9 protein-coding genes are annotated in these 14,622 nt (G+C 71.8%); 4 read left to right on the top strand and 5 right to left on the bottom strand.

The annotated features are described in order from the left end of the window. Nucleotides 1-53 precede the first annotated feature (53 nt). Nucleotides 54-263 carry a helix-turn-helix domain-containing protein gene (locus tag ACOJVX_RS15400; protein ID WP_016699280.1) on the top strand — a complete coding sequence of 70 codons (210 nt, stop codon included), beginning with the start codon at nucleotides 54-56 and terminating at the stop codon, nucleotides 261-263. A gap of 300 nt (nucleotides 264-563) precedes the next feature. Next, a complete protein-coding gene (locus ACOJVX_RS15395) occupies nucleotides 564-1,331 on the top strand; it encodes a phosphotransferase (protein WP_422646876.1) in 768 nt (255 codons plus the stop codon). 58 nt (nucleotides 1,332-1,389) lie between these two features. Here ACOJVX_RS15395 and ACOJVX_RS15390 read toward each other — a convergent pair whose 3' ends face one another. Together ACOJVX_RS15390 and ACOJVX_RS15385 are read right to left on the bottom strand one after the other, a co-directional pair. Next, entirely contained in the window at nucleotides 1,390-2,121 is a 732-nt protein-coding gene (locus ACOJVX_RS15390; protein ID WP_026418823.1) for a 3-keto-disaccharide hydrolase, read from the bottom strand. A gap of 102 nt (nucleotides 2,122-2,223) precedes the next feature. Continuing rightward, the gene (locus ACOJVX_RS15385; protein WP_418155829.1) at nucleotides 2,224-6,429 is read right to left on the bottom strand and encodes a PQQ-dependent sugar dehydrogenase; all 4,206 of its coding nucleotides are present in this window, start codon (nucleotides 6,427-6,429) and stop codon (nucleotides 2,224-2,226) included. A 419-nt stretch (nucleotides 6,430-6,848) separates the two neighbouring features. On the opposite strand from ACOJVX_RS15385, the gene ACOJVX_RS15380 reads away from it, so the two are divergent. Next, on the top strand, nucleotides 6,849-7,457 hold the full coding sequence (locus tag ACOJVX_RS15380) for a TetR/AcrR family transcriptional regulator (protein WP_026418825.1): 609 nt from the start codon (nucleotides 6,849-6,851) through the stop codon (nucleotides 7,455-7,457). Nucleotides 7,458-7,511: 54 nt separating this feature from the next. Here the strand turns inward: ACOJVX_RS15380 and secD are convergent, their stop codons facing one another. Beyond that, nucleotides 7,512-9,860, bottom strand: coding sequence for a protein translocase subunit SecD (secD, locus tag ACOJVX_RS15375; RefSeq protein ID WP_422646875.1), 2,349 nt, complete (start codon nucleotides 9,858-9,860; stop codon nucleotides 7,512-7,514). Between the two features lie 90 nt (nucleotides 9,861-9,950). Beyond that, nucleotides 9,951-10,385, bottom strand: coding sequence for a hypothetical protein (locus tag ACOJVX_RS15370; RefSeq protein WP_418155825.1), 435 nt, complete (start codon nucleotides 10,383-10,385; stop codon nucleotides 9,951-9,953). Between the two features lie 232 nt (nucleotides 10,386-10,617). Here ACOJVX_RS15370 and ACOJVX_RS15365 point away from each other — a divergent pair, with 232 nt between their 5' ends. Next, nucleotides 10,618-13,926, top strand: coding sequence for a UvrD-helicase domain-containing protein (locus tag ACOJVX_RS15365; protein WP_422646874.1), 3,309 nt, complete (start codon nucleotides 10,618-10,620; stop codon nucleotides 13,924-13,926). On the opposite strand, the gene ACOJVX_RS15360 is transcribed toward ACOJVX_RS15365, so the two are convergent. Next, nucleotides 13,908-14,468, bottom strand: a complete 561-nt coding sequence (locus ACOJVX_RS15360; protein ID WP_418155823.1) for a GNAT family N-acetyltransferase — start codon at nucleotides 14,466-14,468, stop codon at nucleotides 13,908-13,910. The two genes, ACOJVX_RS15365 and ACOJVX_RS15360, sit on opposite strands and share 19 nt — an antisense overlap. Nucleotides 14,469-14,622 lie beyond the last annotated feature (154 nt).

The raw sequence follows: 14,622 nt of genomic DNA, 5'->3' as shown, positions 1-14,622 counted from the left end.
GGCGACAGGGGCCCGGGAGCGGCCCGACCTGCTCGGACGGAAGGCGGGACAAGGTGGCTGACCTGAAGAAGGGCGCCCGCATCACCGGCGCCGCACGGGACAAGCTTGCGAGCGACCTCAAGAGGAAGTACGAGAAGGGCGCGAGCATTCGCGCCCTGGCCGAATCGACGGGCCGTTCCTACGGCTTCGTGCATCGCGTGCTCAGCGAGTCCGGTGTGCAGCTCCGCGGTCGTGGCGGTGCGACCAGGAGCAAGAAGAAGTAGGCGATGCCCCCAGGTGACGTCGCGGCTAGGCCTCCCGCCCGCGTGTCCGGACACCCCGGAACGCGGGCGGGCCCGCGTCCGGCCTCGGAAGCGGGGCGTCCTCGGTCCAGGTGAACCGCCGTCACCCACGACCAGCCAGCCCGGCTGGACCCCGCCGTCACGAGAACGCCCCGCCACCCCCTTCCCGGCGGACCGGTCGCCAGCGATCATGGTCGGAACAGCTGGCCGAACGGGACGACGGCCGCTCCGGTGCTCCTCGCGTCGGGCCGCCCTCCCCCGTCGAGGGAGCGGGAGGGCACCGTGGAGGAACCGTTGCCGGGCGGGAACGCCGACGCCGGACAGGTGGTGCGGGTCGGGGACACCGTGCGTCGGCCGGGGAGGCCGTGGACCCCGGCGGTACTGGCCCTGCTGGCTCACCTGCGTGATCGAGGCCTGTCGTGGGTGCCCGAACCGCTGGGGGTCGACGAGCGGGGGCGGTCCGTCCTGCGCTACCTGCCCGGGGACAACCCGTTCCCCGCAGGTCTCTCCGCCTTCGCCACCGACTCCGCCGCCCACCGCGTCGGCGCGATGATCCGCGATCTGCACGACGCGGTCGCCGACTTCGTGCCACCAGCCGACGCGCGCTGGCAGGTGCTGTACCCGCACGCGGGGAACGAGATCATCGCCCACCAGGACCTGGCGCCCTACAACGTGCTGGTCCACGGCGACGAGTGGTACCTGATCGACTGGGACGCCGCCGCGCCCGGTGACCGGCTCTGGGACCTCGCCTACGCCCTGCGGGGTTTCGTCCCGTTGAGCGGGGACGGCGCGTGGGAACCGGGCGGTACCGAGCGGCGGCTGCGGCTGGTGGTGGACGGGTACGGCGCCACCGGCCCGGAACGGGAGCTCCTGGCCGGCCTGGTGGTCGAGCGGGTGAGATCGATGGCCGAACTCCTCCGGAAGGGGTGGCGGCACGGCCGGCAGCCCTGGGCGCGGATGTACGCCGAGGGCCACGGGCCGTACTGGGCGGCGGAGGCCGGGTTCGCCGCCGCACGCGTCGAGACCTGGCGGAGGGCGCTCCTCGCGTGAGCGGCGTCCCCCGCCAGGTCAGCTCCCGCCCCGGGTCAGCCCGCTCGGCGGCGCCCGATCAGCGGCAGGACTCGACCAGCCAGATGTCGCGGAACTGCGTCCGGGTGTCCGGGTCGTGGTTCTGGAGCCCGATGTGCCCGACGGTCCCCCGGTCCGGGTCGTCACTGGTGAAGTCGTTCACCAGCTCTCCGTTGAGGTAGACCCGGTAGCGCTCGCCCTCGACGCGCAGCGCGTACCGGTTCCACTCGCCGACCGGCCTGGACGGGTGGGAGGTGGCGTCCTGCTGGTTGTAGATCGCTCCCGTCTTCTGCGGGTCGCCGCCGGGGTTGTCGTTGATCTGCACCTCGTACCCGTGGTCGACGGCGACCCAGGGGTCGTCACCCGGGTCGGGGAAGCGCAGGAAGACACCGGAGTTGTCGGTCTCGGCCGTCACCCTCCAGTCGAGGAACAGGGTGTAGTCGCCGAACGGGGCGCGGTCATACCACAGCAGACCCATCCCGTCCCGGGTCTGGAGCGTGCCGTCCACGACGTCGAAGCCGCCCGGACCGGCCTGCGACCAGCCCTCCAGCGTCTCACCGTCCCACAGGCGGGTGATGCCGTGCCCGGGCAGGCCGCCGGGCAGGCCCGCGCAGCGCAGGGCACGGGGCACGTCCCGCGCCGAGGCTTCCGCCGCTTCCGGAACCGGGGTGTCCTGGGTGGAGGGGTCCGAGGAGGTCGGGGTGGGTCCGGCGAGGACACCGGGGGTCACCAGGGCGAGGCCGGCGACGACGGCCGAGATGAGTGCGCGCATGACGTTCCCTTCTCCGTGTTGTCGGCATGGGGTGCCGGAGGGGGGCGGCACGCGCCGCCCCCCTCCGGCCCGAGGGCCGTCCGAGCTGGTCGGTCGGTGCGATCAGTCGCGTCGACCGATGTCGGACGAGACCGCGGCGTGGATGACCCGGGCCCGTTCCGCGGTGTCGAGCAGCCCCTCCGCCGCGAGGTCGGCGGTCAGCTGGCGGACGTGGGCGACGAACACGGCGTGGCCCGACCACTCCCTCGTCTCGTCCACCAGGTCGTTGACGGTGCACCCGTCATCCCTGACCCGGTTGGGGACGCCGCTGTCCTGGCCGGCGTGGACGGTCTCCCGGAGATCCGAGCCGGGGCAGGCGTCGTGGCGGATCACGAAGGAGAGCTCCGCCTCCTCCGACACCGCGCCCCCCGCCGTCCGCGAGCGGTAGCCCAGGACGTGTTCGCCCTCCTCCTCGCTGGTCAACGGTTCGGAGTAGGTGCTCCAGTCGCCGTCACCCCACCGGTACTCGATCTCGGTGCCCTCGCCGCCCTCCTCCACGGAGAGGGTGGCGGTGACGGGGGAGTGGTAGGTGCCCTCCCAGTCACCGTGCGGGTCACCGTTGGGCTCGGCCGGGTCCAACGCCGCGGTGACCGCCGGGGCGCCGGGCGGCTGCTCGTCCTCACCCAACGGCTTGATCCGCAGGTTCCGGAAGCGCAGCTGCGAGTCGGCGTTCTCGACGCCGATGTGACCGCTCAGCCCCCGGCTGCCGTCACCGGTGTACTCGGTGACGATCCGGTCGTTCAGCGTCACCGTGTACTGCTGGTCGACCACCTCGATCTCGAAGGTGTTCCAACCCCCGTACGGCGGATTGGCGGTCAGGTACTTCGCCGCCATGTAGCCGTTGATGGAGCCGGTCCGGTTGATGGCGTCGTCGACCCGGTCGAGGATCGCCACCTCGTAGCCCTGGTCCGAGGGCACCGAGAGGTCGCCCCGAGGGTCGGGGAAACGCTGGTAGAGACCCGAGTTCGCGCTGACGCTGTAGGTCTCGTACTCGGCCTCCAGCACGTAGTCGTCGAACTCCCGTTCGGCGTACCAGAGGATGCCCCGGGGGCCGTGCGGGCGCAGCGTGCCGTCCTCGTCGACGGTGAACCCGCCGCCGCCCAACTGCTCCCAACCGGCGAGGCTCTTCCCGTCGTAGAGGTTGAGGAAGCCGTCCTCGTCGGCCACCACCTGCCAGCTGGCGGCCGCCGTGGCCGTGGACAGGTCGGTGCGCAGGTTCAGGATGTCGGTGCCGTCCGCCCCACCGGTCACGAGGGTGTCCCCGCCCCGGACGCAGCCGCCCCCGTAGCCGAGGCAGGCCACCACCCTCTCCTCCGAGGTGACCGTGCTCGCGTAGTCCAGGGTGACGGTGCCGTCCTCGTCCGGTGTGCCCACCGTGCGTTCCACCAGCAGGTGGGGGACCCCCTCGTCCTGCCCCGGGGGGAGGGGGCTGGCCGGGGACCGCCGGTAGACCTCCAGGGTGACCTCCGCGTCGCGGGCCTCCTCGCTGACCGTCGCGGTCACCGTGTGGGTGTCGTCGGTGGTCAGCTCGGCCCCGGCGGGGTCGACGTCCAGCGTTCCCGTGACCGCGTCGTGCACGGTCACCTCCACGGTGTCGGTCGCCCGCACCACCCCGTCCGGGTCGGTGACCGTCACCGTCGCCGTGTGCTCACCGGTCTCGGTGTAGGTGTGCTCCACGGCATCCCCGGACGCGGTGGCACCGTCGCCGAAGTCCCACTCGAAGGACGAGCCCTCCGGCAGCGCCTCGCCCTCCGCGGTGAAGGCCACGTCCAGCGGTGCCGGGCCACGGTCGACGTCACCCACGGCCTCGACGTGCCGAGGTCCGGCCGCCCCGAGGCCCTGGAACGAGATGTGGTCGAGGTCGAACAGGTTCGAGCCCTCTCCCGCGAAGACGAGGAACAGTTCGTGCGTGCCCCCGGGGTCGGTCAGTTCCACCGGGTCGAGGTCGACGAACTCGCCGTCGCCCGAGGGCACCGGCAGCGTCGCGACCAGCTCCCCGTCCGGCGCGCCGAGGCGCAGCTCGACGGCACCCTCCGCGTCACCGGTGGCGACCCGCAGGTTGACCCCGTCGATGTTGAGCAGGTTCATCGGGCGGTAGGAGATCCAGTCGCCCGGGTCGATCTCGGTGACGACCTGACCGCCCTCGGCGCCCTCCCGGTCGCCGACGCTGATCCCCTCGGACGAGGAGAAGTGCTGCGCCTGCTTGGTCTTGGGCTGGAGGATGATCTCCTGCTCGCTCGTCGTCGAGCCCACGCCTTCCGAACCCCGGTCCGAGTAGCTGGTCCGCGCCACCCAGAACAGGTTCGCGTCACCGCTGTGCGAGCCGGACTCGGGGGAGAACACGCCCTGGCAGTTCTGGAAGTTGTCCTGCGGGTGGGCGTGCGTGTCGTGCCCGAGCGCCGTCTGCGTGGTCACCTCCGTGCAGGAGATGCCGTCGCCGATCGACCCGTCCTCGACGTCGTCGACCTCGACGCGGTACGCGATCTGGTCCTCCCAGTCGAACATGCTGCCGTCGGGAGGCGTCGAGAAGCGGACGTCGGGCGCGTTGTTGCCGATGGTGATCGTGATGCGTTGCACCGTCTCGCGACCGGCGGTGTTGCTGACCGTCAGCTTGGCGTGGTAGATGCCGTTCTCGGCGTAGGTGTGCCGCGCGGTCGGCCCCTCAGCGTCGTCCACGCCGTCACCCTCGAAGTCCCAGGCGAAGGTCAGCTCACCGCCGTTGGGATCCGTGCTCCGGCTGGCGTCGAAGGACACCGGCAGCGGGGCCTCACCGGAGGTCTGGTCGACGCTCAGCTCCACGGCCGGCGACTGGACGCCCTGGGTGTGGTCGATGCGGTACAGGCCGGCGTAGGTGCCCGGCGTGAAGAACCCACCGCCGTACTCGAGGACGTAGAGCGAGCCCTCCGGCCCGAACTCCATGTCCATCGGCTGGTTGAAGTCGAGCTCCTCGAGGAACGGCGTCATCGACTCGTACTCGCCGGACTCGTCGAACCGGACGTCGGCGACGAAATTGCGGGAGTATTCGTAGAAGAAGTGGGCGCCGTCGAAGGACTCGGGGAACTTCGTGTTCGACTCGAGGTTGGGGTCGTAGCGGTAGACGGGGCCGCCCATGGCGGTATTGCCGCCCTCGCAGGGCAGCTCGGGGAATTCGTCCGAGCAGCCGTAGGAGTACCAGACGTCCGCCGCCGTGGCCGGGGGGAGCTCGGCGAGGCCCGTGTTGTTCGGCGAGTCGTTGACCAGGTTGGCGCAGTCGAAGGTCTCACCCGACTGACCGTTGGTGAAGTCGTAGTCCACGTAGGGGGTGTTGTTCCCCATGCAGTACGGCCAGCCGCCGTTGCCGGGCCCGTCCATCAGGTAGACCTCGTCGAAGGCCTCCGGACCGCGTTCCGGGTGCGCGTCCCGCGCGTCCGGGCCCACGACGCCGAGGAAGATCCGCCCGGTCTCCTGGTCGACGCTGAAGCGGAAGGGGTTGCGCAGGCCCATGTAGTAGATCTCCGGGCGTGTCCCCTCGGTCCCCTCCTCGAAGAGGTTGCCCTCCGGGATGGTGTACCCGCCGTCGTCCTGGACCGTGATCCGCAGCAGCTTGCCGCGCAGGTCGTTGGTGTTGCCGGAGGAGCGCTGCGCGTCGAAGGGTTCCCGTCCCTCCCGCTCGTCGATCGGGGTGTACCCGTCGGACGCCCAGGAGTTGGTGTTGTCCCCGGTGGAGAGGTAGAGGTTGCCCTCCGCGTCGAAGTCGATGTCGCCACCGACGTGGCAGCACAGGTCCCGCTGGGTCGGCACCTCCAGGATGACCTGCTCGCTGGCGAGGTCGAGGGTGTTGCCGTCCAGTTGGAAGCGGGAGAGGACGTTGCGCGGTTGCGGGTCCGGCGGGGCGTAGTAGGTGTACACCCAGCCGTTGTCCTCGAAGTCCGGATCGAGGGCGATGCCCTGGAGCCCGTCCTCCTCACCGGCGTAGACCTCGATGTGGCCGGCGGTCGTCACGTTGTACGAGTTGGGGTCGAAGATCTTGATGGTGCCCCGGCGGTCGGTCATGAGCACCCGGCCGTCCGGTGCCACGGCCAGGGCCATCGGCTCCCCGACGTCCTCGGTGAGCTGGATCTTCTCGAAGTCCCCGTCGACGGCCGCGTACGGCCGGAGCGTCGCCGTCGAGCTGACGTGGACGGCGTCGTCGGGATCGTCCGGTTGGGCCGCTGCCGGCGGACCGGCGAGCGGGAGCAGCAGCGCGGCCGCGGCGAACGCGGTCACCGCACGGCGGCGTGACAATGACATGCTTCGTCCTTTCCAGACAGGGCACAGCCAGGGGTGTGTTCTCCCCGCCGCCACGGAGAACACCCTTCCGCCCTCGCGGGGTGAATGCTAGGAGTCCCGGTGGGAAAAAGCACGGGGTTAATTTTCGCCCATTGCTGTGCTATGGAAGTGGCGATCCTCTGCCATGTGAGTGAGGGTGGGCCTCTCAATTCCGTCACTGTGCGTGGTTCGCGGGCTCGGTGATCCGTGGAATTAGACGATTCGGGTTCGGCGGATTGTTCTCCTTTCGGGTTCGTCCATTGCGCGAACAAAGGAAAATCGCCGACCCCGGTCACTCGGCCGATCGGTTCGCGACACGTGCGGGTCCTCCGGGTACCTCGGGCCCGCTCGGCGTGCGGGTATCTTCCGGGCGAGGACGACCGACGGGAGCTGAACCCGGTATGGGGCGACGTGGGGAACGCCGGGAGCTGCTGGCGGAGGCCGCGATCGAGGTGCTGGCCGCCGTCGGTGGGCGAGGGCTGACACATCGGGCGGTGGATCGTGAGGCGCGCGTCCCGGAGGGGACGACGAAGAACTACTTCCCCTCCAGGGAATCCCTCCTCGCGGCCATCGCCGACCACCTGGCGGAGGACCACAGGGCCGCCGTCGCCAGCCTGCGCAGGCACACCCCCGAGTCGGTGACCGCCGGCCAGCTCGACGCCCTGTACCGGGGCATGTTGCGGCGTTCCACCGGCGTGGGCCGGTCCCGGCTCCTCGCGTTGCTCGAGCTCTACCTGGAGTCGATCCGCCGGCCCAGCGTCCGCGACGCGTTGGGTTCGATGGCCCTGGCGAACACCGACGCGACCATCGCCCTGCACGAGAGCGCGGGCCGGCGCCTGACCCGGGCCCAGGCCGGCCGCCTCGACGCCTACCTGCTGGGGCTCTCCCTGCTGCTGCTCGCGCTGCCCGCCGACGTGCTGCGCGGCGCGGGCCTGGACCCGGCGCCGCTGCCGACCGACGCCATCAGCGACGGGCCGGAACGTGACGGCGGGCCCGGCTCACCGAGGTGAACCGGGCCCGCCAACCACCGCCCCCGGGGCGCGCACCGCGACCCGGGGGAACGGTCACACCACGGCGCCGGTGCTGTTCTCGTCGCGACGCTTCTTCTTCTTGGGACGCGCCGCGCCCGGCCACCTCGTGTCGAGCAGCACGGCGAACGGCGACGCCACGGTGATCGTGGTGACGTTCCCGACGAAGCTGCCGACGATCACCGCGAGGGCGAAGTCGACCAGTGAGCCACCGCCCAGGAAGAGCAGCGCGCCGAGCACCGCGAACACACCGATGCCGGTGTTGATCGTCCTCGGCATCGTCTGGAGGATCGCCAGCCCCGCCACCCGGAAGAACGGGTCCTTCGGGTGCGAGGCGCGCAGCTCCCGGACCCGGTCGAAGACCACGACCGAGTCGTTCACCGAGTAGCCGATCACCGTCAGCATCGACGCGATGAACACGCCGTCGACCAGCCGGCCCGTCCAGGCGAAGAACCCGAGCAGGAAGAGGATGTCCGCCGCCAGACCGGCCATCACGGCAACCGCCAGCCGCCAGTCGAAGCGGAAGGACAGGTAGATCACCTGCACGAGCACCGCCAACAGGAAGGCGAGGATCGCCTGGTTCCGCAGCTCGTTGCCCATGCTGGGGCCGATCAGGTCGGACCTGAGCTGTTCCACCTCACCGCCGGCCGCCGTGCTGACCGCGTCGGCGATCCGGCCGACCTCGGACTCGTCCAGGGGAACGGTGCGCACCGAGATGCCGTTGTCGTCGGTGCTCGACACCTGCGCGTCGGGGAACCCGGCTGCCGCCAGCTCGGAGCGGACGTCGCCGAGATCGACCTCCTCCGACGAGGAGTACTCCAGGTACCTGCCACCGGTGTACTCGACACCGAGGTTGAGCCCGCGCACGGCCAGCCCGAGGCCCACGACGAGCAGCACGACCAGCGATCCCACCAGCCAGCGGCGGTGCCGCCGGTAGAAGTCGGGCGACCGCCGCTCGAACCACTGGCGGACCCGACCGATGCTGGCGATACCGCTGATCGCGGGCTTCCTCGCCACCACACCCCGGAAGGTGAGCTGCTGCAGGACCCGGCTGAGCACGAAGGCGCTGAACATCGAGACCGCGACACCGACGCTGAGGGTGACGCCGAAGCCCCGCACCGGGCCAGCGGCCAGGGCGAACAGCAGCGCCGCCGCCAACAGGGTGGTGATGTTGGAGTCCGCGATCGCGGTGAGCGCGCCCCGGAACCCGCCCGTCACGGCGTTCTGCATCCGGCGGACCGGGGACTTGGTGCCCGTTGCCGCCGCGTACTCCTCCCGGGACCGTTCGTAGATCAGCACGTTCGCGTCCATCGCCATACCGATGGCGAGAACGAAACCCGCCAACCCGGGGAGGGTGAACGTCGCGCCGATCGCGAGCATCAGCCCGTAGGCGATCGCCGTGTACCCGGCGAGCGCGATGGTGGCGATGAGACCGGCCATCCGGTACACGACCAACAGGAAGAGACCGGTCAGCGCGACACCGATGATCGAGGCCATCACGCTGGCGTCGATCGCGTCCTGCCCCAGGGTGGGGCCGACGGTCCGCTGCTCCACGACCTCGACCTGGACGGGCAGCGCGCCGTCGCTGATCAGCAGGGCCAGCTGGTTGGACTCCTCCTCGGTGAAGTCACCGGTGATCTGCGTGGTCCCCCCGGTGATACCGACGTTGCAGCGCACGTCCGGCGTCACCTGGGGAGCGGAGATGATCTCGTTGTCCAGGACGATGGCCACCCGCCGCGCTGGGTCACCGTTGGGCGCGCACGCGGCCTGGCCCGTGATGTCCGCCCACCCGCGGCCGTCGTGGAAGTCGAGGGAGACGTGCCAGCCGAGCCCCTGCTGGCCGTCCAGCCTGGCGGTGGCCCGGTTGATGGCCTCACCAGTCATCGCGGCCGGCGCGAGCTGGAGCCGCTGGCCGCTCTCGTCGGGCAGCACCAGTTCACCGGTCTGCTCCTGGTCGGAGTCCCCCTCCGGGGGGGTCGACTCCTCCGGAGGAGCCAGGCCGACGACGGGGTGGATCGTCAACTGGGCGGTCCGGCCGATCGTCTCCAGGGCCTCCTCAGGGTCCTGGACGCCCGGCATCTCCACGACGATGCGGTTGGAGCCGGACCGGATCAGGTTCGGTTCGGCCACTCCGAGGGAGTCGACGCGGCGGCGCAGCACCTCCAGCGTCTGGTCCATCGTCTCGTCGTCCAGGGTGCCGCCGGGGGCCTCCTCGGCCTCCAGGGTGATCTGGGTGCCGCCCTGGAGATCGAGTCCGAGCCGGGGCTCGGTCGTGAGCAGCATGGTCCCCGCGCCGAGCAGCACGAGGAGGGCGAGCAGTCCTCGGAGGAGGAGCGAACGTTGGTCCGAGGAGCGGGTCGAGCGGGTGGAGCGGGGTGGTGGCACGGTGTGGTCTCCACTGCGGTGGGCGCACGACGGCTGGTGTCGCCACGTGCTGGGGTGACGGGGGCGGCGGTCGCCGTCCCTCCGGACGCCTCAGTGCCGTGCCACCCCGGGCGGTCCCCGGCCGGTGCTCATGCCGTCCGCGCCGGGACGGGCCGGAACCCGCGGCGGGGACAGACGGGGGAGGTGGGCGGTGAACGGAGCCCGACCCAGTACCGGAGCGCCACCGTCCAGCACGGCGGGATCACGGGTGGGCCCGGTCTCCCCGACCGCCTGGTGGGCGAACGCGGCGAACGCGGCGCGGGCGGGCACCGGTCCGCCGGACCCGGTCCGGGTCGCGCGAGGGCCGGTCCGTTCGTGCTGGTTGGCCGGGTCCGCGCGCAGCGCGTGCGACACGCCGCCGGCCGGGCCGGTCCCGCCCGCGCCGGGCCGGGCGGCGGCGGGGGCCGCCAGTCCCACCAGCGTGCACAGCGCACCCACGAGCACCATGCCCGACCACGACAGGAAGCGGCCCGGGCGTGCGCTCATGCGTGCTCCCTGGGTCGCCGTCAGTGGTCGCGCGGAGTGTATCGGGACCACGGGGGGTGTCCAGTAAGCCGGAAGGACCCTTCGCGTGCCGTCCACCGCACGGCCGGTGGGGTCGGGACGCCCTCGCGAGCCACCGCGCGCGCCATCACCCGGAGCGACCAGTCGGGACCGACAGCGATCTCCCGCCGGACGCGCCCGTCGCGTGGATGACGGGGCATGACAAGATCCACCAGTGCGCTTCTTCGCCGATCTGCACATCCATTCCAAGTACTCGCGGGCCTGTAGCCGCGACTGCGACCTCGAGAACCTGGCATGGTGGGCCCGGCGCAAGGGCCTCCACCTCGTCGGGACCGGCGACTTCACACATCCTCGCTGGTTCGAGCACCTCCGGGACACCCTCGAACCCGCCGAACCCGGGCTCTTCCGCATCAGGCCGGACCTGGACCGGGACATCCTCCGCCGCCTGCCGGCCTCCTGTTCCTCGCCGGTCCGATTCCAGCTGTCGGTGGAGATCTCCACCATCTACAAGGCGGGCGAGCTGACCCGCAAGGTCCACCACCTGGTGTACATGCCCGACTTCGCCGCGGCTGAGGAGTTCAACCGCCGGCTGGGCAGGATCGGCAACCTCGGTTCCGACGGGAGGCCCATCCTGGGCCTGGACTCGCGGGACCTGCTGGAGATCGCGCTGGAGAGCGGCGACGGCGCCTACCTGGTGCCAGCCCACGTGTGGACGCCCTGGTTCGCGGTGCTGGGCTCCAAGTCGGGGTTCGACACGGTGGACGAGTGCTACCGGGACCTCGCGCCGCACGTCTTCGCCCTGGAGACCGGCCTCTCCAGCGATCCCGCCATGAACTGGACGGTCTCGGGACTGGACCGCTTCCAGCTCGTCAGCAACTCCGACGCGCACTCGCCTCCCATGCTCGGACGGGAGGCCACCGTCTTCGACACCGAACTGGACTACCACGCGGTGCGCCGCGCCATGGAGACGGGCGACGGACTCGCCGGCACCGTCGAGTTCTTCCCCGACGAGGGCAAGTACCACCTGGACGGACACCGCAAGTGCGGGGTCCGGTGGACACCCGAGCAGACCAGGGAGCACGGCGGGACGTGCGGTGTCTGCGGTCGGCCCGTCACGGTCGGCGTGTCGAACCGGGTCGCCCAGCTCGCCGACCGGCCGGCCGGGCACCGGCCGGAGAGGGCGACGTCGTTCCGGAGCCTGGTCCCCCTGCCGGAGATCATGGGGGAACTGCTCGGCGTCGGGCCCAAGAGCAAACGGGTGCTCGGCGAGATCGCGGAACTCACCGGCCTGTACGGACCGGAACTCGCCATCCTCGACGAGGTGCCCGTCGACGAGCTGTCCGCGCGGTCGACCCTGCTCGGTGAGGCCATCGCCAGGCTGCGCCGAGGCGAGGTGATCCGTGACGGTGGCTACGACGGCGAGTACGGGGTCATCCGGCTCTTCGAACCCGGCGAGCTCCGGCGCGACCGGGAACGGCACACCCCCGCCCTCTTCGACGCCGAGCCGACCCCCGCCCCCGTGCGGGCGAGGCCGGGAACCGTGCCCGGTGGAGCCCACGCGGCGACCACCGCCGGGGCCCCCGGTGTTCGGGGAGGGGCGTCGACCCCGCAGCCGACCACCGCCGCCGCGCCGGACGGCGCCGTGGAGGGGACCCCCGTGGCGGCGGAACAGTCCGACGGCCCACTGGCGGGGCTGGACCCGGACCAGCTCCGCGCCGCCGGTGCCCCGGCGGGACCCCTGCTCATCGTCGCCGGTCCGGGAACCGGCAAGACCCGCACCCTGACCCGCCGCATCGCCCACCTGTGCGCGCGGGGCGTACCACCCGAACGAGTCCTCGCGATCACCTTCACCAGGAGGGCTGCCGAGGAGATGGCGGAGCGGTTGGCCGACCTCGTCGGCGACGCGGCCCGCGCCATGGCGGTGACCACGTTCCACTCGTGGGGTCTCCGGCTGCTCCGCGAGTTCCCGCAGCGGTTCGGGCTCACCCCCGACTTCGCCGTCGCCTCCGAGCAACGACGACTCGAGGTGGTCGGCACCCTCACCGGAGACGCCCGCGGCGCGCGGGCCGTGCTGGGCGAGCTCTCCCGTCTCCGGAGGTCCGGGTGCGTGCCGACGGGCACCGCCGCCGTCACTCCGGGCGAGGACGGTGCCGGGACGCCCCCCGAGGTCGGCGCGCCCAGCGGGGAGCCGGATCCGGAGCTGGTGGAGCTCGCGACCCGCTACCTGGGGGTGCTGCGCTCCCACGACCTCGTCGACCTCGATGACCTGGTCGCCCTGCCCACCGAGCTGCTGGAGTCCGACGCCGACCTGCGCTCCCTGGTCCGTGCCCGGCATCCGTGGGTCTCGGTCGACGAGTACCAGGACGTCGACGAGGTGCAGTACCGCCTGCTGCGGGCGCTGGTGCCCCCCGAGGGGAACCTGACCGCGATCGGTGATCCGGACCAGGCCATCTACTCCTTCCGGGGGGCCGATGTGCGCTTCTTCCTCCGGTTCCAGGAGGACTTCCCCGGTGCGAACACCGTGTCGCTGACCAGGAACTACCGCTCCAACCGGCACATCGTCGCCGGGGCGCTCCAGGCGATCGCCCCGACCACGCTGGTCCCCGGACGAGCCCTGCTCCCCTCGGCGGCGCTCCCCGCGACGAGGATCGGCCTGCACCAGGCCGGGGACGAGCGCGCCGAGGCCTCCTTCGTGGCCAGGACCATCGATGCCCTCCTCGGTGGTTCGTCGTTCCACTCGCTCGACTCCGGGCGGGCCTCCGGTGAGGGCGACGAGGGGCTGGGCTTCTCCGACATCGCGGTGCTCTACCGCACCGACGCCCAGGCCTCGGCCGTGGTCGAGGCGCTCACCGTCGCCGGCGTCCCCTTCCAGAAACGGTCGCACGACCGGTTGCGGGAACGGCCCGGCGTCGCCGAGCTGGTGGCCGAACTGCGGTACGTCCCGCCAGCTCCCCCAGGCGGCGGAGGCCCGGTGACCGTGCTCGACCGGCTGCGGCGCGCGGCCGACCGGCTGGCCGCTCGCGTCCCGGTGGGTGAGCGCGCCGAGCGGCTGGTCCTGCTCGACACGGCGGTCGACCTGCTGCGAGGACTGGCCGCACGCTGCGGGGCGGACCTGGATCGCTTCCGGGACGAACTGGCACTCGGAGTGGAGGTCGACACGCTCGACCCGAGGGCCGACCGGGTCGCGTTGCTCACCCTGCACGCCGCGAAGGGGCTCGAGTTCCCCGTCGTGTTCCTCGTCGGATGTGAGGACGGGCTGTTGCCCCACCGCCTTCCCGGCACACCACCGTGGGAGCAGGACCCGGCGGCGCTCGCGGAGGAACGACGGCTGTTCTTCGTGGGCATGACCCGGGCCCAACGCCACCTCTACCTGAGTTCGGCCGCGAACCGGTTCCGCCACGGCGCCAGCCGGCCAGGGGTGCCCTCGTCCTTCCTGTCCGCCCTCGACGGTGGGGTGTACCAACGCATCGGGCAGGCTGGCCCGAAGGCCAGCCTGCCGGCGCGTCAGCTCCGACTGCTCTGATCGCCGCGAACGGGGGCTGCCTCGCCCCCGGCCAGGCTCTTCTCGAACCAGTGGTCGGAGTACGGGGCGTTCGAGTAGGCCGGGATCTCCCGGAACCCCCGGCTCGTGTAGAGCGAGCGCGCCTCGACGAGATCGGCACGGGTGTCGAGTCTCATCCGGGTGGCGCCGAGATCCCGGGCCGCGTCCTCCGCAGCCGAGAGCAGCCGCGCGCCCAGGCCCCGTCCCCGGTGGTCGGGCAGGACGAACAGGCGTGTGAGTTCCGCGGTCAGCGGGTCGAGCACCCGGACCCCGACGCACCCGGCCGTCGTCCCCGCCCACCGGGCGAGGAGGAACTCGCCGTGCGGGGGAGTGAGGTCGTCGCCGGGCTCGTCGGCGAGTGCCGTCTCCCATTCGGCGGTGGTGGCGGGACGACCCCACCGGACCAGGAAGTAGCGGTCGACGATGTCCCGGTAGTAGGTGCGCGACACGGCCACCGATTCGGCCGCCCGGACGTCCTGCGGCTGGATGACCCACCGTGCGGGGCCGGCGGGAACGCTGCTCATGCCGTCATTCTCGCGCCTCGCCGGCGCCGCGGGCAGATCACCCCGCACCGGCTCCCGCCAGGGGGCCTGGCCAGCCCCGACGGGGGCCGATCGCCGCGGTGGCACGCGGTGGGCCGGTCCTCGCCACGCCCGACTCGCGGGTCGTGGTCGATCG

Source organism: Actinoalloteichus caeruleus (assembly GCF_049311605.1).
GTDB classification, from domain to species: Bacteria; Actinomycetota; Actinomycetes; order Mycobacteriales; family Pseudonocardiaceae; genus Actinoalloteichus_B; species Actinoalloteichus_B caeruleus.
This window is presented reverse-complemented; position numbering and strand designations above follow the sequence as displayed.